Origin of the sequence: Hymenobacter jeollabukensis (assembly GCF_005771675.1) — a bacterium.
Lineage (GTDB): Bacteria > Bacteroidota > Bacteroidia > Cytophagales > Hymenobacteraceae > Solirubrum > Solirubrum jeollabukense.
In genome coordinates this window covers 272879-291884 of record NZ_VAJM01000003.1, presented here as the reverse complement: position 1 = coordinate 291884, position 19006 = coordinate 272879, and the positions used below count along the sequence as shown (strand labels likewise).

Below are 19006 nucleotides of genomic sequence, written 5' to 3'. Positions count from 1 at the left end.
GGGGCTGGTACGGGCAAGGCGTTAGGCTCCCCCGAAGAAATGCTTGATGCGCATTTCCCCCTTGGAGAGGGGGCCGGGGGTGAGGCTTACTGCCGGGCGGCTTCCAGGATTTTGACGGCCGTGTGCACGAAGCGCGTGGTGGTGAGCTTGCCCAGGGTTTTGTCGAGGAAGGTGGTGGACGAGGGCGGGCGGCCATCCTGCAGGTGCCACACGACAAAGGCCTCCTGCCCGGTGAGGTGGACGATTTCGTACTCGCCCTTGGGGGAGCGGTGCGGCAGCACTAGGTCCGTGGGGGCGGGCTGGGCCAGCAGCATCAGGCAGCGGCGTTGGGTGTCGGGAGCCGGGTCGGGGCCGAAGGGCTGCAGGGCCAGCAGCTGGGCCAATTCGTCGGTGGTGCGCAGGAAGGTGGGCACGGCGTAGCCCAGGGCCTGTTGCAGATGCTGTTCGATGCGGGCGGTGAGCTGGGCGCGGTCGAGGTCGGCGGGGGCGTCGAAGAACACGTTGCCGGTCTGGATGTAGGTGCGCACGCGCTGCAGGCCGAGGGCGGCCAGGTGCTGGCGCAGCGCCTCCATGCTCACCCGGTGCCCGCCCACGTTGATGCCGCGCAGCAGGGCAATGTAGGTGGTCGTCATAGGCGGGCAAGCTACGGAAAAGGCGGCGGCGCAACGCGGGGCCGGCAGGCAGCCGGGGAGCCGGAGCAATACCAGCCGGCTGAGGTAAGTGCAAAAAAAATCGAGCCAACCGATTGTTTTTTATCCGCGCCGAACGTGTGGCCTAACCGGCAACGGCAAGTTCATCCTGTTGCCTGCCGACTAGACAAGCCGGGGTTTGGGGCGAAAAAAGCAGGGAAAGGCAGCGGCGCGGCGGTGTGTGCGCTAAGCGTGCAGCCACGACCGGAGCCAGCCAGAACGGGCCGAAACGGCATTTTTATTTCCGGGTAAAAGCCCATTAGCTTAGGCTCCGCAGCCCGGGCCGGCCGGTGGTTTCCCCGCCATTCGCGCCTTGCCGACGCCCCGCTGCGCTATCGTTTCCGCTGACTTCGTCACCGCCTCGCCGCCGCTACGGCCGGGAGGCGGGGGTGCGCCTGCTTTTCCCGGTGCTGCTACGCCGCGCCGGGCGTGCTTTCTACCATTTCCCACCACAACCAACTCCCCATGAAAAGAACTACCCTTTTGTCAGTGCTGACCGTGCTGCTCATGGCCCTGCTCGGGCCGCTCGGCGCCCGGGCCCAGGGCAGCATTCCGTTTACCATTGCCAACAACTCGCCCTACGCCGACACCGACCTGTACGTGGCCATCGTGGGCATCGACGGGGCCGGCAACCACGTGTGGATCAATGCCGCCAACGGGCAGGTGCTGCCCATGTCGGCCTCGTACAATACGGTGACGGGGCCGACCTACAACGGCAACACCGGGCCGGGGCAGAATTCCAAGTACGCGGCCTGCTTTACGCGGCTGAGCAGCATTCCGAACAAGACCTTTACGCTGCCCTACATCGCGGGCTGCCGGGTGTTCATTTCGCAGGGCCAGCAGCTGTATCTGTACTTCTTCGGTGCTTCGGGGGCGCCCTCGGGCTACGCCGCGCCGGACTTTCAGAACCCCAACGACCCGAACAAGGGCATCCGCTACGAGTTCATCGAGCTGACGAACAACCAGTACGGCTTCTTCGGCAACACCACGCGCGTGGACTCCTACAACTACCCGATGGGCCTGGAGCTGTGGGGCGGGGGCGGCTTCTACAAGCGCGCCGGCGAGCAGAAAAGCCACGCCGACATCCTGGCGGCCTACCAGAGCTTCGCCCCGACCGAGTTTCAGGGCCTGCGCAACGCCTCGGCCGGTACCATCACCTGCCCCGGCAAGTCGGCGCCGTTTCAGGCGGGCGGGGCCTACGCCAACTACTTCGGCGCCTACCTCGACGCCATCTGGAGCAAGTACGTCAACGAGGATTTGATTTTCTACGCCGGCGACGCGGGCGTATTCAAGGGTCGCATCAGCAACGGGCGGCTGACGGTGGTCGGCCAGTCGGGCGGCTTTGCGGGGCGCACGGGCATCGTGGCGCGCAAGCCCACGACCCAGGAAGTGCTGGAGGGCAAGGGCGCCCTGGACAACCGCGTGAGCGACGGGGACTGTGACCTGGTGGTACAGTCGCAGCTGTGCGCGGCCATCAACCGCCACGTGGTGAACACCACGACCACCAACCCCGGCCAGCAGAACTGGTACAACGCCGCGCAGTACTACGTGACCGGCCCGGCCAACTACTACTCCAAGTTCTGGCACCAGGGCGGCATCAGCGTGGACAACCTGAGCTACGGCTTCGCCTACGACGACGTGAACGACCAGTCCTCGACCCTGCACACGCCCCAGCCGACCAAGGTGGTAGCCACGTTCGGGGGCTTCGTGGGCATCGGCCAGCCGCCGGTATCGGGCGTGGCTACCATGTACAAGGACTGCAACTACACCGGCACCGCCACGGCCCTGCCCGTGGGCGACTACACCCTGAGCGCCCTGCAGAGCCGCGGCATCCTAAACGACGACATTTCCTCGCTCAAAGTGAACAGCGGCTACGAGGTGGTGCTGTATGAAAACGACAACTTCTCGGGCAGCTCCCTCACGGTGGGCAGCGCCGGCAACAGCTGCCTGGTGAACAACGCCCTGGGCACCAGCAACTGGAACGACAAAGCCACCTCCGTGCGGGTGCGCGCGGCCTCGGCGGCCTTCAGCGTGACGCTACAGGCCGAAGCCGCCAACGTGAACAACGGCATGACGGTGGAAGCCTGCTCCGACACCGGCGGCGGGCAGGACATGGGCTACGTGGACGCGGGCGACTACCTGGTGTGGAACAACATTAATTTCCCCACCACCGGCAGCTACCTTATCGAGTACCGGGTGGCCAGCGGGGCCAGCGGCGGCACCATTTCCGCGGACCTGAACGCGGGCTCGATTCAGTTCGGCAACACCACCATTCCGGGCACCGGTGGCTGGCAAACCTGGACCACCGTGTCGAAGACCGTCACCATCAACGCGGGCACCTACAACTTCGGCATCTACGCCCAGTCGGCCGGCTGGAACCTCAACTGGGTGCGCATCAGCAAGGCCGGCGCCGCCCGCGCGGCGGCCACGGCCCCTACGCTTGGCCAGTTGAGCCACGCCGTGCAGCCGGAAAAAACCGAGTCGGCGGGCAGCCTGCTGACAGCCGTGCTCTACCCTAACCCGGCCGTGGACCAGCTGCGCCTGAGCACCGACGCCCCGCTGACCGGCGCGCAGTACCGCATCCGGAACCAGTACGGCCAGCCCGTCATCAGCGGACAGCTGGAAGCAGATGGCACAATGGACGTGACCAAGCTGCCGGCCGGCGTGTACACGCTGGTGGTAACGGGTAAGGATGGGCAAACCCTGACGCGGCGCTTTATGAAGTAAGCCGCCGCGGCAATTAGCAGTTCGAAAGGGCTGCCCCGGCGTGGGGCAGCCCTTTCGCGCTTCGTGGCGAGGCCCTGGGGCCGCCAACCCCGCGCACGGCGCGGGTAGCCGGGCGTTTTGTGCGAACTTTGCGGGGATATTCCACCCTAACCTGGGGCCTTGCGGGCTGATTTCAGCTACTCCGTGCGGACCCGCTGTCTTCACTTATACTTCGATGAAACGCCTTGCCGCCGTTGTCTGGCTGGCGCTGAGCCTGCCGGCCTGCGCCCCGAGCGTCGTGGTGAAAACCACCGCCCCCGCCACCCCGCCTTTGCCCGAACAGGAGGGCTTTGTGGTGGTGAAAGAAACCGAGCCCTTCGACGCCCCGGCGCAGGAGCTGGGCACCATTCAGATCAAGGACGCGGGCCTGAGCGTCGACTGCGAGTACGAAACCGTGGTGGCGCTGGCCAGTGCGCGGGCCCGGCAGCTCGGGGCCAACGTGCTGCGCATCGACGAGCACCGCCCGCCCAGCCCCTTGGGCAGCACCTGCCACCGCATCCGTGCCCGGGCCCTGCGCGTGGCCGACGTGACGCCCTACGAGAAGGAGCTGCTGTGGCACCCACTGCGCCCCCTGCGCCGCGCCGACTTCAAGGGCAGCCCGGCCAACCGCCCCTTCGAAGCGGCCACCAACAGCGGCATCCGCTACCACTACGCCGGCCGCCTCTACACCGGCGCGGTGCAGTTGAGCGTGGAAACTTACTTCGACTGCCAGAACTCCTACTTCAAGGGCACCCGCGACGCGGAGCAGACCTTGGCCCACGAGCAGATTCATTTCGACATCAGCGAGGTGTACGCCCGCCGCCTCACCAAGCTGTTTCAGGAGCAGACGCCCGACACCCGGGAGCTGGCCCGCCAGCAGGACGCGCTGTACCAGAAAGTAATGACGGAGTGCCAGACGCTGCAGGATCAGTACGACAGCGAGGCGTACGCCGACCGCAGCCGGACGGCCGCCTGGCGCACCCGCATCGACCAGGAGCTGCGCGCCCTGCAGCCCTACGCCGGCAAGCAGATCAGCATCAAGATCAAGGTCTGAACCGGGCCAGTCTGGCGCCGACGAAACGGCGGCTCATGCCGGCAGCTGGCGGGCGTGAGCCGCTTTTTGCTTCCTTAGGCTTCTGCTCCCGCCCCGATGAAAAACGCCTTCCTGTTTCTGTTCGTGCTGGCCACCGCCGGCGAGCTGCTGGCCATGCTCGTACCCGCGCTGCCGCCCGCCCTGCACTACGCCTGCAAACCGCTGCTGCTGCTCAGTCTGGGCCTGTATTACCAGCAGGCGGCCCCGCGACCGGCCCCGGCGGTGCTGGCCGCCCTGGCCCTGTCCTGGCTCGGCGACGTGCTGCTGCTGTTTCAGTCGGACCGGCAGCCGCTGTTTTTCATCGGCGGGCTGCTCGCGTTTCTGGGGGCGCACCTGGGCTACCTGTGGGCCTACCGCCGCCACCAATGGGGCGGTCCGGCCCGCACTACGGGGCAGCACTGGTGGCTGGCGGCGCCGGTGGTGGGCGCGGGCGTGCTGCTGCTCACCGCCCTATATCCGCACCTGGGCCCGCTGCGGCTGCCGGTGCTGCTGTACGCGGCCGTGCTGGTGCTGATGGTGCTCGGCGCGCTGGCCCGCACCGGGCGCACCACCGCCCGCAGCGCCTGGTGGGTGACGGCCGGGGCGGCGCTGTTTCTGGTATCCGACTCCGTGCTGGCCCTAAACAAGTTTCTCGCGCCGCTGCCGCTGGCCGGTTTCTGGATCATGCTGACCTACTGCGCTGCCCAGCTGAGCATCGTGCGCGGGTTGTTGCTCCACGAAACCGTGACCGAGCCCCGGCCCGCTCCGGCCCGGGCCCGCGCCTGACGGCGGGCTGGCTAGCTTTGTATCCGGCAGCCCGGCTTGCGGGTCGCCGACCACTTCCCTTTTTTGCGCCTGCCCTATGCTGCCTGCTTCTGCCCCCTCCCCTGCCGACAAGGACGGCCTGCACCCGCGCAACCGCCACCGCGGCCGCTACGACTTCGCGCAGCTGACCGCCACTTCGCCCGCGCTGGCGCCCTTCGTGACGACGGTCCACGGCGAGGCCAGCGTCGACTTTGCCAACCCGGCCGCCGTAAAAGCCCTCAACCAGGCCCTGCTGCGGCAGTTCTACGGCATCGATAACTGGGACCTGCCCGCCGGCTACCTCACCCCGCCCATTCCCGGCCGCGCCGATTACCTGCACCACCTGGCCGACCTGCTGGCCGCCGACAACGCGGGCGTGGTGCCGCGCGGCAAGGGCATCCGGGTGCTCGACGTGGGCGTGGGCGCCAACTGCATCTACCCCATCATCGGCCACCACGAGTACGGCTGGCGCTTCGTGGGCACCGAGGTCGACCCGCTGGCCGTGCGCGTGGCCCGGCAGATTGTGGCGGCCAACCGCCCGCTCAGCGGCGTGGTCGATATCCGCCTGCAGCCCCACGCTACCGACATCTTCAGCGGCGTGGTGAAGCCCTCCGAGCACTTCGACCTGACCCTGTGCAACCCGCCCTTCCACGCCTCGGCCGCCGAAGCGGAAGCGGCCAGCCAGCGCAAGGCGCGCAACCTGGGCACCGGCCGGGCGCCCGTGCCGGTGCTGAACTTCGGCGGGCAGGCCCACGAGCTGTGGACGCCCGGCGGCGAGGCTACCTTCCTCTGGCGCATGGCCGAGGAAAGCGCCCACCTGCGCCCCAACTGCTACTGGTTTACCACGCTGGTGTCGAAGAAGGACACGCTGCCGGGCCTCTACAAGTCGCTGAAGAAGCTGGGCGCCATCGAGGTGCGCACCGTGCCGATGACGCAGGGCCACAAGGTGAGCCGCTTCGTGGCCTGGACGTATTTGAGCGCCGAAGAGCGGCAGCAGTGGCGGCAGAAGCGCTGGGCCGCGCCGGCGGCTCCGACGGCGCCGGCCTTCTAAGCGCAAGGCCACTGGAAAAGACCGTCATGCGGAGCGCAGTCGAAGCATCTCTACCGAACGACGCAACGAAGCGGTAGAGATGCTTCGACAAGCTCAGCATGACGTTCTTTTATCCCCTATCTACGCCTCCTACCGCGGATGCAGCAGCCCCTCCGGCTGCCGGCTCATCAACCCTAATCTACATCCTGAATTGCTAAAAATTTTGTCGCAATCCACCCCGCAGGTTGTCGCATTTAGCCTACCCCTGGGGCTGATTGACGCCGTATTTTTGTCATGTAACCATTTAACCTCACGACCATGGCAACTAAAATCTTTGTCAACCTGCCCGTCCGCGACCTGAACGCTTCGGTGGCGTTTTTCACCCGGCTTGGCTTCCAGTTCAATCCGCAGTTCACCGACGAAAAGGCCACTTGCATGGTCATCAGCGACGATATCTACGTGATGCTGTTGGTGGAAGCCTTCTTCCAGACGTTCACGCCCAAAGCCGTTACCGACGCCCGCCAGGCCAACGAAGCCATCATCTGCCTCTCGGTCGACAGCCGCGCCGAGGTCGACCGCCTTGTCGACGCGGCTCTGGGAGGCGGGGGCCAGTCGCTGCCGGATGATGAGCACGGCGCCGAGTTCATGTACGCCCGCAACTTCGAGGACCTCGACGGCCACCTCTGGAACATCCTCTACATGGACCCCAGCTTCGCGCAGCAGCCCGCGACGGCCGCCCCGGCCGAAACCCAGGCGTAACGGCCGGCGGCTTATCTTAACCGGCGTACACCGCACAACCAGCAACTACTTCCGATGAGAAAACTAAAGCTGCAGGTGCAGATGACCGTCGACGGCTTCATGGCGGGCCCCAACGGCGAAATGGACTGGCTGACCTTCGCCTGGGACGACCAACTGAAGGATTACGTCACGGCCCTGACCACGCCCGTCGACTGCATCGTGCTCGGGCGCAAGCTCGCGCAGGGTTTCATTCCGCACTGGGCCGCGCACCCCGAGGCCGAAGGCGCCGCCACGATGAACGGCACCCCGAAAGTGGTTTTCACCCACACGCTCACCCACTCCGAGTGGCCCGGCACCGCGCTGGCCCAGGGCGAGCTGGTGGCCGAAATCAACCAGCTCAAGCAGCAGCCCGGGGGCGACATCATTGCCTACGGCGGGGCCACGTTCGTCTCGGCCCTCATCCGCCACGGCCTCATCGACGAGTACCACCTGTTCGTCAACCCGGTGGCCATCGGGCGGGGGCTGCCCATCTTCGGCGAGCTGAGCGGCACCCAGCCCCTGACGCTGGTGCGGGCCCAGGCCTTTGCCTGCGGCATCGTGGTGCAGCACTACGAGCCCAAACGCGGCTGATAAGCCCGGTTCTTCCCTCTCAACTGACGGTGTTCTTTACCACGCTCTGCCTATGACGTAGCCCCCAGCAAGCCACTTCCAACTCACACGCCGAACCGCCCCCGCAGCAAGTTGCGAGGGCGGTTCGTGCTTCTGGCGTCGGCGGTGGAAATTGATATTTATCAAGCGCCGGCGCCGGCCGGTCGGGCACCTTTGGGCCAGATCTTACTTTGCCTTCCGCGCCCATGTCCAACGCTCCTGAATCCAGCCGGCCCCTGTGGTGGTTTCTGGCCCTGCCCTTCGGTATTTTCTGCCTCTACAACGTGCTGGGCGGCCTGCTCTACGCCCTGGCCGTGATGGGCAGCCACCTCACGCACGAAGAAGGGCCCCAAATACTATCCTGCGCCAGCGCCGCCGAAGCCCGGGCCGCCGGCGTGCTGCTCGATACCGTGCTGGTTACGCCCCGCCGCATCCGTTACGGGGCCTACACCATCGAATTCACAGAGGGCTGGCTGGAGGAGCTGCGCGAAACCCAGCGCCCCGCCTGGTACGCCCGGCCCACGGTGCGCCCCGCCGGGTTGGTGCGCCTGCACATCGGCTACCGCGTGCGCCGCCACGATTCCGCCGCGCCGACCGCCGACGCGCCCTACCTGCACTACGAGCAGGAGTACGGCGGCACTCCCATCGACCAGGAAACGCCCATCGAAGTGGTGGCCCCGCGGCTGCGGCCGGATTATTACCACCTGCCGCTGCCCGTTCGCTTCAGCCTCGACGACGGGCCCGGCGGCTTGCCGGCCCGGGCGTTGGTGGCCTGTCCGGCCCGGCAGTGCCCGCCGCGGGCGCGGTAGGCGGGTCCCAAACACAATTGCCCAGAGCAAGGCCCTGGGCAATTACAACTAGTGCAAGTCGGTATAGCGTGGCGGCTAACGCACCACAAATCCTTTGGCTTCCCAGGCTTTTACGTTCTGGGTACGGACAAACCGGGTTTCGATGTGGCCCCAAGCGTCCTGCTTGTACATCACGGTTTTGCCCTGTTCGCGTGCCTGGAGCTTCTCCATGTGCTCGGCGTGCGAGAGGGTAACCATCGGGGCCGGTTCGGCGGCTTTTGCCCCACGGGGGCGTCTGTTGGGAGTTGACATATGCCTGTAACTACGAACTACCCTAAAAGGATCAGTTCCAGCGAATTTTATTCGGAAAGACTGAACTTTTTATAGCAAATCAGTCTTTCCGCCGCCCAATCGACCCCGGCCCGACGGCGCTACCGATGGTCCGCGGGCAAAAAAGCCGATGCCGCCCGCCAAAAACGCGTCAACAAACAGCCCGCGGCCGACGCGGGCGGGGCATCAGTCGCGGGCTGTTTTTGCCGGGCGCGGCAGGCGGCGGGTAGCAGGAAAGCCGCTAGCCGCCGGCTCGTTCTTACAGGCGGGCGCCTTCCATGGAGCTCAGGCTTTCGCCCGTGTTGGCGTCGGTGTCGCCGCCGATGAGGGCGCTGAAGAGGCCCCGGCGCTGCGCCAGGTAGCCCAGGCCCAGGGCCAACAGGGCCGAGCCGCCCACCACTTTCTTGGTCGTGCTCAGCTTCCGCAGCGACTTGGCGGCGCCGCTGAGCAGGGACTTGTTCTTCTTCGCGGCCTTGGTTTTTTTCTTCGTCATGACGCAAGTGCTTGAATGTGGAAAGAGGAGCCCCGGTGGCGTGGGCCGAACAGGGAGTATGCGCAACTGCCCGGCGGAAGGTTGCCGCCATGCTCATTCTTAACACCACTGCCGAGCCGCAAGCCCGGCAGTGGCCCACCCACCCGTTGACGTAGAGACGCGACCCATCGCGTCTCAATCGTTGCTGAAGTTGTTACAGGTGTGCCGTTCAACGCCAACCGTTCAACGCCAGCCATTCAACGCCAACCGTCCAACGACGAGACGCGATGGGTCGCGTCTCTACTGTTGCAGCTGCGCTATTCGTCGTCGGGACTGGCGGCTTTTTTGCCGAAGTCGTGGGCGTGCTTCTCCGGCTTATGTGCTTTGTGAGCCTTGTGCGGGCGCGGCGGGGGCACGGGCTCGGCGTCGGCATCTTCGATGTCGGCTTCCCGGTAAGTTGCCTGGTGCCGGGGCGCGGGTCGCCAGGGCAGCGGCAGCAGCCCGGCCACCGGCGAGTCGCGCCAATCGTCCGAGTGCTGCAGGTTTTTGAGGTAGTAGTAGCCCGCTGCCACCACCGCCAGCCCGCCCACCAGCTTCTGCAGGGGGCTGAGCTTGGCAATTTCATCGGTGACCTTGCGGTACTTCTTGATGGAGAGGGCCGTGGCGTCGAGCAGGCTGTCCGACACGCTGTCCTGCTTCTTGCTCTTCTTGTGCTTCTTGCCCATAGCCGTACGGAGTAAGGGGCCAGCACCGCGCCGCCTTAGGGCCAAGGCGCTGGTCGGGACTCTGTTATTCGCAGGCGCGGGCCGGAAGGTTGTGCCCGGGCCCGGCCGGGCTGCCTCAGATGTGCGAGCCGACCACGACTTGCTGCCGCAGCCACCGCCGGGCCGCTGCTTCCTCGTCGAAGGCGACGTAGGTGGGCGCCTGGGGCCAGCCGAGCAGCTGCTGATCGACGCTGCCCAGCCAGGCCAGCAGCTCGGGCCGGCTCAGCAGGGCCGCGTAGCGGTAATTGCCCTGCACCACGGCCCGCGGCAGCCAGTGCGTCATTACCCACTGCTGCTCTTCCACCGTGATGGAGTCGACCCACCGGTTATCCACCAGCGCCTTGCCCGTGCCCAGCGCGCGGATGATGCGCAGCAGCGCGTTCATAGCCTCCTGGTAGTCGGCCAGGGTGTGCGGGCCGGGCTGCCAACGCATCAGCGCGAAGCCCTCGGGGTCGGGCTGCACCGTGGCGGCGGCGTTGGTGAAGCGGAGCGGGTCGGGCGCGGGCATGGGGGAGGCGGGGTGCGGGTCGGGGGTCAGCGGCGCCCGAATGTAACCGGTTTCGGGGCCGGCCAACGCACGGTCCGCCCCAAGTCAGCTGCCAGACGCCGGGCCGCTACCCGTCGTAACTCTCCTTCTGAAAGCCAAAGACGCGCAGCTGGGCGTTGTGCGTGGTGGGGTAGTTGGCCTTGATGTGGTGGATGAGGGCCCGCAAGGCCTGGCGCAGCTGCCGCTCCCCCAGCACCTTCGTGCGCACCTTGCCGCTGCGCTGCCCCGCCGAATCGAGGCTGAGCTGCACCAGGGCGGCGTATTCCGCGTAGCGGGGCTGCCAGTAGGTGCTGCCGTATTTGCGGTCGGCCAGGCCGTGCGCGGCCAGGCTTTCCAGCAGCTTCGCCAGCGCCTGCACCCGCTCCACGCGCCGCCGGGGCAGCGTATACCGCGCCGTGCTGATGCCGAAGGCGGGCAGGTAGCCGCGGGCCGTTTCCCAGTCGTAGGCCTCCTTCAGGTAGTTTTTCACGTGCTTCAGCGCCGCATCGAACTCCTTGTCGAGGGCCAGCAGGCGGCGAGCCTGGGGCGGGCGCTCATCCCCGGAGTTGTCGGCGGCGGTGCGGTGCTGCTCGTAGGCTTCGGCCTGGGCGAGCAGGTCGGCTTTGCTGAGCCAAAGCAGCGCGGGCAGCTCGGCCTGCTGCCAGTGCCGCGCCACGGTGAGGGCGAGGCTGGCCAGCAGCGTTTCGGTCAGCGGCAACTGGCCGCGGTAGCGTTTAGGCTTCGGAGCCGCCGCAGCGGCGGGCGTATCGGTGGTAGCCATTAGCAGGGATGGGAATAACTAGTCCTGGGGGAAGATAAACAGTCAGCGGCAAGCTCATCTGCTTTTTCCTAGCTTTTTTGCAGATAAAATAACTCTCGGGAAAAATATTCGAGTGGTTTTCTGGTCATCAATAGTCCCCAAGGCGTTTTTTCGGGCTATATCCAGTCGATTTCAAGCTTTTTCTGTTTTTTCGCCTTTTGCTGCATTCAGATAAAAGCTGGGAAAAATAGAATATGCTCGGGTACAGGTGAGTGAATGGACTACTCCCGCGTCGTATGCTTGTGCTCCATCTGTTTCTGCCTGCTTAACTGCTCAGAGGCTTTTCTTGCGGCGGGAGAAGCGCATCTGCCAAGACCCCGGCTCCGCCCTCATCGACGACGTGGACGAAGAGCAGAACGACACCCTGACCGCGCTGTTCACCACCACCAGAGCCGGCATTGCCCGCCGCCGGGACGAGCTGCTAGGGTAGCCGCCGCCAGGTACTGCTGAAACGGGAGCCGCCCGCCACGTTGTGGCGGGCGGCTTTTTGGTTGTCTAGTTCCCGACGCGAACAATGTTGCCGTGCTGATAGCGGTAGCGGCCGGCGGGGAGCTTCGTCAGGATAGCGCAGGTAACTGAGTCGGGCTTACCTACCGTGTAAGTAGCTCCAACAACCACTTCGTGGTTACGCAGCGCCATTTTCCTTTCACAGCTAACGACTAATTCATCCGCAGGCGTACCCTCTGCCCCGGGGCCATGAGTTTCTTCCTCGATTTCCGTTAAGCCCCTCAGCAGCAAAACCGGTTTGGCGCTAACATCCAGCACGGCTTGGTACACCCAGCGGCTGCCACTTCCCGAGCCCATGTGATACGTCTCGACGGTGGCTAAAACTTCGGGCGCTCCGCGACCGTCCAAATTCAGTGTATCAAGGACAACTGTGCCATTGCCGTTGCGCCACCACGAATTATCGTCCCACTCAGGCAGTGCCAACTGAACTTCAGTCCAGACACTTGAGCCTGGAGTTGGTTGGTAAAACAGCCGTGGAGCTTGGTCGACTTCCCGCACCTGCAGGAATCTTCCCAGAAGCGTATCCACTTGCATTCCGCTAGCGGCGGCCGTTTGCAAGCCTGAAAGGTCCACCCGTTGCCAAGCCAGCTCCACGGGCCCTATACTATCGTGGATTGCAAGGTTGGACATCGGGGCTGGCATCACGAAAGCCGCTGACGCTACCGCTGGTTCAGCTACCGGAGCGGTAGCCTGGGTTTGATCCGCCGGCTGCCCCCCACACCCCATTAACAAAACAAAGGCAGCCATGAGCAGGCTGCCTTTGCAAACATTGCACTGTATCCGCATACGGTTACTGCCGTGCAGGATTACATATGAATCGCCCGGTTCTCGGTGGCGGCCAGGCAGGCTTCCTTCATGGCTTCGGCGTAGGTAGGGTGGGCGTGGCTCATGCGGGCCACGTCCTCGGCGGAGGCGCGGAACTCCATAGCCGTCACGGCTTCGGCAATGAGGTCGGCGATGCGCGGACCGATCATGTGCACGCCCAGGATTTCGTCGGTTTCCTTGTCGGCCAGCACCTTCACGAAGCCGTCGAGGTCCATACTGGCGCGGGCGCGGCCCGAGGCGCGGAAGGGGAAGGAGCCGGTTTTGTAGGCGCGGCCCTGCTCTTTCAGCTGCTCTTCGGTGTAGCCCACGCCGGCCACTTCGGGCCAGGTGTACACCACGCCGGGGATGAGCAGGTAGTTCACGTGGGGCTTCTGGCCGGCAATGCGCTCGGCCACGAACACGCCTTCTTCCTCGGCCTTGTGGGCCAGCATGGCGCCCCGAGTCACGTCGCCGATGGCGTAGATGCCGGGCACGTTGGTTTGCAGGTGCTCATCGACCTTGATGCGGCCGCGCTCTTCCAGCTGCACGCCGGCGGCTTCCAGGTTCAGGCCGGCGGTGTAGGGCACGCGGCCCACGGCCACCAGGCAGTAGTCGCCCTCAAACTTCACTTCCTCGCCCTTGGGATTGGTCGCGGTTACCGTCACGGTGTCGCCCTGGCGGGTGGCGCCGGTGACTTTGTGCGAGAGGAAGAACTCGATGCCGATTTTGCCCAGGATGCGCTTGAGCTCCTTGCCCAGGCCGCGGTCCATGGTGGGGATGAGCGAGTCCATGAACTCCACCACCGACACCTTGGCGCCGAGGCGGGCGTAGACGGAAGCCATTTCCAGGCCGATGACGCCGCCGCCGATGACAATCATGTGCTTGGGCACCTCGCGGATGTTCAGGGCCTCGGTGCTGGTGATGATGCGCTCCTTGTCCTGGGCGATGAACGGCAGCACCGTGGGCTTGGAGCCGGTGGCAATGATGACGTTCTTGGTTTCAATCTGCTGGGCCTCGCCGCCTTCGCGGGGCACGATGCTGATGTGGTTCTTGTCGATGAACGAACCGACGCCCTTGATGACGTCGATTTTGTTTTTCTTCATCAGGAACTGGATGCCGTCGACATTGGCCTTCACCACCCCGTTTTTGCGGTCGATGAGCTGGTTCATGTTGATCTGCAGGCCACTCAGCTCGATGCCGTGCTCCTTGAAGGTGTGGCCGGCATTGTGGAAGTGCTCCGTGGAGTCGAGCAGGGCCTTCGAGGGAATGCAGCCCACGTTCAGGCAGGTGCCGCCGAGCGTGTCGTATTTCTCGATGATGGCCGTTTTGAAGCCGAGCTGGGCGCAGCGGATGGCCGCCACGTAGCCGCCGGGGCCGGAGCCGATGACGGTAACGTCGTATTGGTTCATGCTGAAAATCGGGTTGATGAAGCGCTGCGGGCAAAGGTAAGGCAGAATGCCCAGCGCCGTAAGGGAAAACACGGCGGCCGCGGGAAAGGTTGATGAGCGGTCAGCTCCCCTCCTCATTGGAGGAGGGGACGCCGTTGCGCCAGCAACGGCTGGGGTGGTTGCGTCGTTGCTGATGTTGTTTAGCCCGCAGAGGGCGCGGAAGTTGCCGCAGAGGGCGCAGAGTCGTTCGGACTAACTGTTCTGGAGTCAGCAACGACGGTCAACCACCCCAGCTTTGGCTGGCGCCAAAGCGTCCCCTCCTCATCTGAGGAGGGGAGTTGTCGTTCTGCTGCCCGCCCGGCTACTGCCCGGCGGCTCCAAGCGCCTTCAGGTGCTGCTGGGCGTTAGTGTTGCCGGGGTTCAGCTCCAGGGAGCGGCGGTAGTGCTGAATGGCGGCCGCGGTGTCGTGGTTGTTTTCGTCGGCTTCGGCCAGGCTGTCGAAGAGGTTGGCGTCGGTGGGGTAGACCTCGGTGCCGAGGCGGAAGATGGCCAGGGCGGCGGGCAAATCGTGAGCCTCGCGCATGAGCTGGTAGCCCCAGGTGTTCAGGGCGCCTTCCGAGAGGGCAAACGTGGGCTCCTGCTGCTGCAGGCGGCGGTAGATGTCCAGGGCCTTGCCAAAGCCCTGCTGGGCCAGCGCGGCGGCAAAGCTGGCCTGCGTGGGCACCGGGCCGGCCTGGGCGGGCAGGTGGTAGGCCAGGGCGGTGTGGGCGGGCACGCCGTTTTGGGCGGGCGTGCGGTCGAGAAACTGCTGGCCGGTGGCGTTGCCCTTCAGGGTGAAGTTGAGGAATTCGAGGGCGTAGCGGCAGCTCCAGCGGTAGGCGGCTTTCACTTCGGCGCGGGAGTAGTCGGTGAAATGCGCCGGCGAAGCCACGCGCAGGGCCGCCGTCGAAAAGTCGATGTGCTCCAGCGGGTTCATCACCACGTGGTAAAGGTCGGCGTACCGGGCCTCGTTGAGCAGGATGGCGGTGGTTTCCATGCCGTCGGCGGCCAGCTCGCGCACGGAGGCCGGCCGGCGCTGCACGTACAGCCAGGGCACGGTGAGGCGGGTGCGGGCAATGGCCTTGGTTTGCTCGCGGTACTGGGTGCCGTCGAAGCTGATGATGGCGCCGATGCGGTTGTCCTGGGCAGCGGCCAGGGCATTGGCCAGGCCGCCCCAGCTCCAGCCGGCCACGGCCGCGTGGGCGGCGTCGGCCTGGGGCAGGGTGTGGGCGAAGGACAGCAGGAAGCGAATGTCGCGGGACTGGGTGTCGAGGCCTTCCGGGTCGAAGTTCATCGGGTAGGTGCGGGTGCCGAGGCTGCGGCTGGCCAGCACCACGTAGCCCTGGCTGGCGAGGTACTCGCAGAAGTCGGCCGCTTCGTGGGCCGCCCCGCCGCCCCCGGCCGCGTAGATGACCACCGGAAACTTGCCGGCGGCGGGCGCGGCGTTCGATACGGCCCACATACGCTGCTCCAGCATGGCCTGGGCGGCTTTGGCCCCGATTCGGGCCATGGCCCACTGCCGCCGGCCATCCAGGTAGGCCGTCAACTCCGCTTCGGGGCGGCCGAAGATTTCGTCGGTGGCCTCGGTGCGCACGTAATCGGCATAACGCAGCGGGCTGCCGCCTTTCTGCGCCGGGTACCACACCAGCGTCTGCACGGGCCGGGCCCGCTCGCCCGCGTAGGGCTTGCCAGTGACCAGGTCGGTTGTCTCGCGGTAGGCTCGAGAGTAGTCGTACTGCTGCACCACGCGGAAGCCGACGCTGTGCGGGCCGGGCTGAAGGTCGGCGAAGCCGGCGCCCGCGTGGGCCGCCCGGGCAATGAGGCCCAGGATGCACAGGGCGAGTAGTCGGAGCATGGAAACTGGTAAGATTGAGAGAGGGCGCAAACGTACGGCGCCCCTACTCCACCAGCACGCCGATGTAGTAGTTGAACGTGTCGACTTCAAGGTTGTCCTTGCTCAGACCGGGCACGTCGACGGCCTGAAACGTCGTCGTGGGTTGAATCAGGCGCCATTCGCCGCCCTTGGCGCGCACCCGCACCGGCATATCGAAGCCGCGCACGTCGGCAATCCAGCGGGCCACGGGGCGGCCATCCGGCTCGAAGCGGATTTCCAGAGTGGGGATGCTGGGGTGGCGCAGGTACTGGTCGAACATCTTGGTCAGGTCGCGGCCGGCCTGCTGGTTGATGTAGCCCACGATTTGCTCGGTGCTGACGGTCTGGTGGTAGAACTGCTGGTTGAGCCCGCGCAGAATCTGCCGCCATTTCTGGTCGTCGTTAATCACCGTGCGCGCCATGTTCAGCAGCACGGCGCCCTTGGGGTACATGTCGCCCGAGCCTTCACGGTTCACGCCGTAGGGCCCGATAATAGGTGCGTCATTCTGGATGTTGCGCCGCATCCCGTGCAAAAATTCCAGCGCGGCCGGTTTGCCAAACTGGCTTTCGGCGAACAGGCTTTCCGAGTAGGTGGTAAACGACTCGTGAATCCACATGTCGGCAATGTCCTTCGAGGTGATGTTGTTGCCGAACCACTCGTGGCCGCTTTCGTGCACCACAATGAAGTCCCACCGGGTGCCCCAGCCGGTGCCCGACAGGTCGCGGCCCAGGTAGCCGTTGAGGTACTTATTGCCGTAGGCCACGGCGCTCTGGTGCTCCATGCCCAGGTGCGGCGTTTCCACCAGCTTGTAGCCGTCTTCATAAAACGGGTACGGCCCGAACCACGACTCAAACGCCTTGAGCATGGGCTTCACGTTGGCCCCGAACTGCTTTTTGGCCTTGTCCACGTTTTCCGGCAGCACCCAGTAGTCCAGCGTCAGCCGGCCCTTCTCGCCCTGGTACGTGTCGCCGATGTGCGCGTAGTTCGCCACGTTCAGGGCCACGTCGTAGTTGTTGATGGGGTTCGTGACGGCCCAGTCGAAGCGCGTGAGGTTGCCCTTGAGCTGGGTGGTTTTGCGCAGGCGCCCATTCGAGACGTCCGTCAGCCCCTTGGGTACCGTCACGCTGATCAGCATCGAGTCGGGCTCGTCGGACTGGTGGTCCTTGGTGGGCCACCAGATGCTGGCGCCCACGCCCTGGCAGGCTGTGGCCACCCAGGGCTGCCCGGGGCCGTGCTCGGTGAACACGAAGCCGCCGTCCCAGGGGGCACGCTGGGCAATGGTGGGGTTGCCGCCGTAGTACACGGTGAATTCGTCGCGGCTGCCCTGCCGGATGGGCTGCGGGAAGGTCACGAACACCGCGTTGGCCTCGCGGGTAAAGGGCAGGTTCTGGCCCTTGTAGGCCACGCGCTCCACTTTCAGGTTGGCGAAGAGGTCGAACTGCAGGCGCGTGAAGTCCTGCGTGGCGGTGAAGCGGAACAGGTTGGAGCCGCTGATGGCCTTCTGGCCGATATCGAGCTTGACGTCGAGGTGGTAATAGTTGACGTCGTAGCAGCTGCGCGGCGGCGTGAGGGTACCGCGCAGCGAGTCGGCGCGGGTGAAGGCGGGCTTGGCTTGCAGTAGCTGGGCCGTGCCGAAGCGCGGCAAGGCCAGCAGGGCCACGGCGCCCAGAGCAGCCCGAAGCACGGAAAAAGCAGAGGGGAAACGCATGGCGAAAAATACACCGTACCCACGGCTGAAGCTGCGTCGGGCCGGCAGATTCGACGAATCAGCGCTGTTATAGCCGCATTGCGTCGCCACTCAGATTATTATTCACAACTGAGTGCGCACTAGTAATAACAGTTACCAGTTTCAAAATCATTACCAGTAACCATCGTTACCAAATACATATCCTTGCTACCGCACCTTGGCCCGCGTGAGGAACCGGGCAAACAAGCCCGGCGCGAAGCGCTTCAGGAACACGCCCAGGGTTTCGCGGCCGCCAATGTAGGCTTCGTTTTCGCCGCGGGCAATAAGGGGCAGGGCCCGGCGGGCAAATTCGGCCGGGGCCAGGCCTTGCTCAGTGGCTTCGTCCATGGTGCCGAGGGCGCGCCCGTCGCCGGTCAGCGCATTTACCGACACCCCGGTGCGGATAAAGCCCGGGCAGAGGATGGTAATACCCACGCCCGAGCCGTGCAGCTCGGCCCGCAGCGAGTCGAAAAAGCCGTGCAGGGCGTGCTTGCTGGCCGCGTAGGCCGAGCGGTAGGGCGTGCCGAACTTGCCCACGAGCGAGCTGATGGTGACAATGCGCCCGCTGCCCTGGGCCAGCAGCTGCGGCAGCACGGCCTTGCTCAGCGCCACCGTGCCGAAATAGTTGACCTCCATCAGGCGGCGGTCCACCTCCAGCGAGGTTTCCAGCGCCAGGCTGCGCTGGCTCACGCCGCCGTTGTTCACCAGCACATCGAGGCGGCCGAAATGGGCCAGCACCAGCTGCACCTTGGCGGGCAGGCTGGCGGCATCGGCCAGATCCAGCGGCACCACCAGCGTTTCGGCGGGGGTGCAGGCGGCCACGCGTTGCAGCTCGGCTTCGTTGCGGGCCGACAGCACGAGGCGGGCACCCGCCCGGGCAAATGCCCGCGCCAGGGCCTCACCGATACCGGCCGAGGCGCCCGTTACCCACACCACCTGGTTCTGAAAGCTCATACCGCCAAGGTAAGCAGTTGGCGGGCTACGGTGGCGCTTGCAGCGGTTCACCCCGCTGTCATTGCGAGCGAAGCGCGGCAATCTTTCCTCTAGTAGCACCGCCGCCAGAATACATACAAACCCAAAACAGCACAGCCCGAAAATACAGACGCGAGGTTTCGGGCGGTGCTGTTTTCGGGTAGTACGTGTTGCACCGTTTGTGCCGCGAGAGGAAAGATTGCTTCGCTTCGCTCGCAATGACGGTGGGGTGACACGTCGGCCGCAAGATCCGGGTTGGATGCCGCCGGGG

Annotated in this window: 19 protein-coding genes; 8 read left to right on the top strand and 11 right to left on the bottom strand. The window is 65.3% G+C overall.

Annotated features, from left to right (window positions below):
- Positions 1-86 precede the first annotated feature (86 nt).
- Complete coding sequence (locus tag FDY95_RS08720) at positions 87-632, bottom strand: DUF1697 domain-containing protein (protein WP_138076818.1); 546 nt, start codon at positions 630-632, stop codon at positions 87-89.
- A gap of 522 nt (positions 633-1154) precedes the next feature.
- Here FDY95_RS08720 and FDY95_RS08715 point away from each other — a divergent pair.
- The 7 genes from FDY95_RS08715 to FDY95_RS08685 all read left to right on the top strand — a co-directional run bounded on the left by FDY95_RS08715 (position 1155) and on the right by FDY95_RS08685 (position 8535).
- On the top strand, positions 1155-3416 hold the full coding sequence (locus tag FDY95_RS08715) for a beta-1,3-glucanase family protein (protein WP_138076815.1): 2262 nt from the start codon (positions 1155-1157) through the stop codon (positions 3414-3416).
- A 214-nt stretch (positions 3417-3630) separates the two neighbouring features.
- The gene (locus FDY95_RS08710; protein ID WP_138076812.1) at positions 3631-4488 is read left to right on the top strand and encodes a hypothetical protein; all 858 of its coding nucleotides are present in this window, start codon (positions 3631-3633) and stop codon (positions 4486-4488) included.
- Positions 4489-4584: 96 nt separating this feature from the next.
- Positions 4585-5292, top strand: coding sequence for a lysoplasmalogenase (locus FDY95_RS08705; RefSeq protein ID WP_138076809.1), 708 nt, complete (start codon positions 4585-4587; stop codon positions 5290-5292).
- A gap of 76 nt (positions 5293-5368) precedes the next feature.
- A complete protein-coding gene (rlmF, locus tag FDY95_RS08700; protein ID WP_138076806.1) occupies positions 5369-6361 on the top strand; it encodes a 23S rRNA (adenine(1618)-N(6))-methyltransferase RlmF in 993 nt (330 codons plus the stop codon).
- A 297-nt stretch (positions 6362-6658) separates the two neighbouring features.
- The gene (locus FDY95_RS08695; protein WP_138076803.1) at positions 6659-7099 is read left to right on the top strand and encodes a VOC family protein; all 441 of its coding nucleotides are present in this window, start codon (positions 6659-6661) and stop codon (positions 7097-7099) included.
- 54 nt (positions 7100-7153) lie between these two features.
- Positions 7154-7708 carry a dihydrofolate reductase family protein gene (locus FDY95_RS08690; protein ID WP_138076800.1) on the top strand — a complete coding sequence of 185 codons (555 nt, stop codon included), beginning with the start codon at positions 7154-7156 and terminating at the stop codon, positions 7706-7708.
- Between the two features lie 224 nt (positions 7709-7932).
- Positions 7933-8535: a hypothetical protein gene (locus tag FDY95_RS08685; protein ID WP_138076797.1), complete on the top strand. Its 603-nt coding sequence runs from the start codon at positions 7933-7935 to the stop codon at positions 8533-8535.
- A gap of 75 nt (positions 8536-8610) precedes the next feature.
- Here the strand turns inward: FDY95_RS08685 and FDY95_RS26275 are convergent, their stop codons facing one another.
- From FDY95_RS26275 to FDY95_RS08665, 5 genes are all read right to left on the bottom strand, one after another.
- Positions 8611-8772: a hypothetical protein gene (locus FDY95_RS26275; protein WP_165822070.1), complete on the bottom strand. Its 162-nt coding sequence runs from the start codon at positions 8770-8772 to the stop codon at positions 8611-8613.
- A 331-nt stretch (positions 8773-9103) separates the two neighbouring features.
- Positions 9104-9337, bottom strand: a complete 234-nt coding sequence (locus FDY95_RS08680) for a hypothetical protein (RefSeq protein ID WP_138076794.1) — start codon at positions 9335-9337, stop codon at positions 9104-9106.
- A gap of 296 nt (positions 9338-9633) precedes the next feature.
- On the bottom strand, positions 9634-10041 hold the full coding sequence (locus tag FDY95_RS08675; protein WP_138076791.1) for a hypothetical protein: 408 nt from the start codon (positions 10039-10041) through the stop codon (positions 9634-9636).
- Between the two features lie 115 nt (positions 10042-10156).
- On the bottom strand, positions 10157-10588 hold the full coding sequence (locus tag FDY95_RS08670; protein ID WP_138076788.1) for a hypothetical protein: 432 nt from the start codon (positions 10586-10588) through the stop codon (positions 10157-10159).
- Between the two features lie 106 nt (positions 10589-10694).
- A complete protein-coding gene (locus FDY95_RS08665; protein ID WP_138076785.1) occupies positions 10695-11387 on the bottom strand; it encodes a hypothetical protein in 693 nt (230 codons plus the stop codon).
- A 325-nt stretch (positions 11388-11712) separates the two neighbouring features.
- Between FDY95_RS08665 and FDY95_RS26270 the strand changes: the two genes are divergently transcribed.
- A complete protein-coding gene (locus FDY95_RS26270) occupies positions 11713-11856 on the top strand; it encodes a hypothetical protein (RefSeq protein WP_171025598.1) in 144 nt (47 codons plus the stop codon).
- Positions 11857-11921: 65 nt separating this feature from the next.
- Here FDY95_RS26270 and FDY95_RS08660 read toward each other — a convergent pair whose 3' ends face one another.
- From FDY95_RS08660 to FDY95_RS08640, 5 genes are all read right to left on the bottom strand, one after another.
- The gene (locus FDY95_RS08660; RefSeq protein ID WP_138076783.1) at positions 11922-12461 is read right to left on the bottom strand and encodes a hypothetical protein; all 540 of its coding nucleotides are present in this window, start codon (positions 12459-12461) and stop codon (positions 11922-11924) included.
- A gap of 278 nt (positions 12462-12739) precedes the next feature.
- Positions 12740-14146, bottom strand: a complete 1407-nt coding sequence (gene lpdA / locus FDY95_RS08655; RefSeq protein ID WP_138077325.1) for a dihydrolipoyl dehydrogenase — start codon at positions 14144-14146, stop codon at positions 12740-12742.
- A gap of 340 nt (positions 14147-14486) precedes the next feature.
- A complete protein-coding gene (locus FDY95_RS08650; protein WP_138076779.1) occupies positions 14487-16019 on the bottom strand; it encodes a dienelactone hydrolase family protein in 1533 nt (510 codons plus the stop codon).
- Positions 16020-16062: 43 nt separating this feature from the next.
- Positions 16063-17721, bottom strand: coding sequence for a M1 family metallopeptidase (locus tag FDY95_RS08645; RefSeq protein ID WP_246073966.1), 1659 nt, complete (start codon positions 17719-17721; stop codon positions 16063-16065).
- Positions 17722-17931: 210 nt separating this feature from the next.
- Positions 17932-18717, bottom strand: coding sequence for an SDR family oxidoreductase (locus tag FDY95_RS08640; RefSeq protein WP_138076772.1), 786 nt, complete (start codon positions 18715-18717; stop codon positions 17932-17934).
- Positions 18718-19006 lie beyond the last annotated feature (289 nt).

Coding starts and splice junctions, on each gene's coding strand:
- FDY95_RS08720 (WP_138076818.1), bottom strand. CDS start 632: ATGACGACCACCTACATTGCCCTGCTGCGCGGCATCAACGTGGGCGGG.
- FDY95_RS08715 (WP_138076815.1), top strand. CDS start 1,155: ATGAAAAGAACTACCCTTTTGTCAGTGCTGACCGTGCTGCTCATGGCC.
- FDY95_RS08710 (WP_138076812.1), top strand. CDS start 3,631: ATGAAACGCCTTGCCGCCGTTGTCTGGCTGGCGCTGAGCCTGCCGGCC.
- FDY95_RS08705 (WP_138076809.1), top strand. CDS start 4,585: ATGAAAAACGCCTTCCTGTTTCTGTTCGTGCTGGCCACCGCCGGCGAG.
- rlmF (WP_138076806.1), top strand. CDS start 5,369: ATGCTGCCTGCTTCTGCCCCCTCCCCTGCCGACAAGGACGGCCTGCAC.
- FDY95_RS08695 (WP_138076803.1), top strand. CDS start 6,659: ATGGCAACTAAAATCTTTGTCAACCTGCCCGTCCGCGACCTGAACGCT.
- FDY95_RS08690 (WP_138076800.1), top strand. CDS start 7,154: ATGAGAAAACTAAAGCTGCAGGTGCAGATGACCGTCGACGGCTTCATG.
- FDY95_RS08685 (WP_138076797.1), top strand. CDS start 7,933: ATGTCCAACGCTCCTGAATCCAGCCGGCCCCTGTGGTGGTTTCTGGCC.
- FDY95_RS26275 (WP_165822070.1), bottom strand. CDS start 8,772: ATGGTTACCCTCTCGCACGCCGAGCACATGGAGAAGCTCCAGGCACGC.
- FDY95_RS08680 (WP_138076794.1), bottom strand. CDS start 9,337: ATGACGAAGAAAAAAACCAAGGCCGCGAAGAAGAACAAGTCCCTGCTC.
- FDY95_RS08675 (WP_138076791.1), bottom strand. CDS start 10,041: ATGGGCAAGAAGCACAAGAAGAGCAAGAAGCAGGACAGCGTGTCGGAC.
- FDY95_RS08670 (WP_138076788.1), bottom strand. CDS start 10,588: ATGCCCGCGCCCGACCCGCTCCGCTTCACCAACGCCGCCGCCACGGTG.
- FDY95_RS08665 (WP_138076785.1), bottom strand. CDS start 11,387: ATGGCTACCACCGATACGCCCGCCGCTGCGGCGGCTCCGAAGCCTAAA.
- lpdA (WP_138077325.1), bottom strand. CDS start 14,146: ATGAACCAATACGACGTTACCGTCATCGGCTCCGGCCCCGGCGGCTAC.
- FDY95_RS08650 (WP_138076779.1), bottom strand. CDS start 16,019: ATGCTCCGACTACTCGCCCTGTGCATCCTGGGCCTCATTGCCCGGGCG.
- FDY95_RS08640 (WP_138076772.1), bottom strand. CDS start 18,717: ATGAGCTTTCAGAACCAGGTGGTGTGGGTAACGGGCGCCTCGGCCGGT.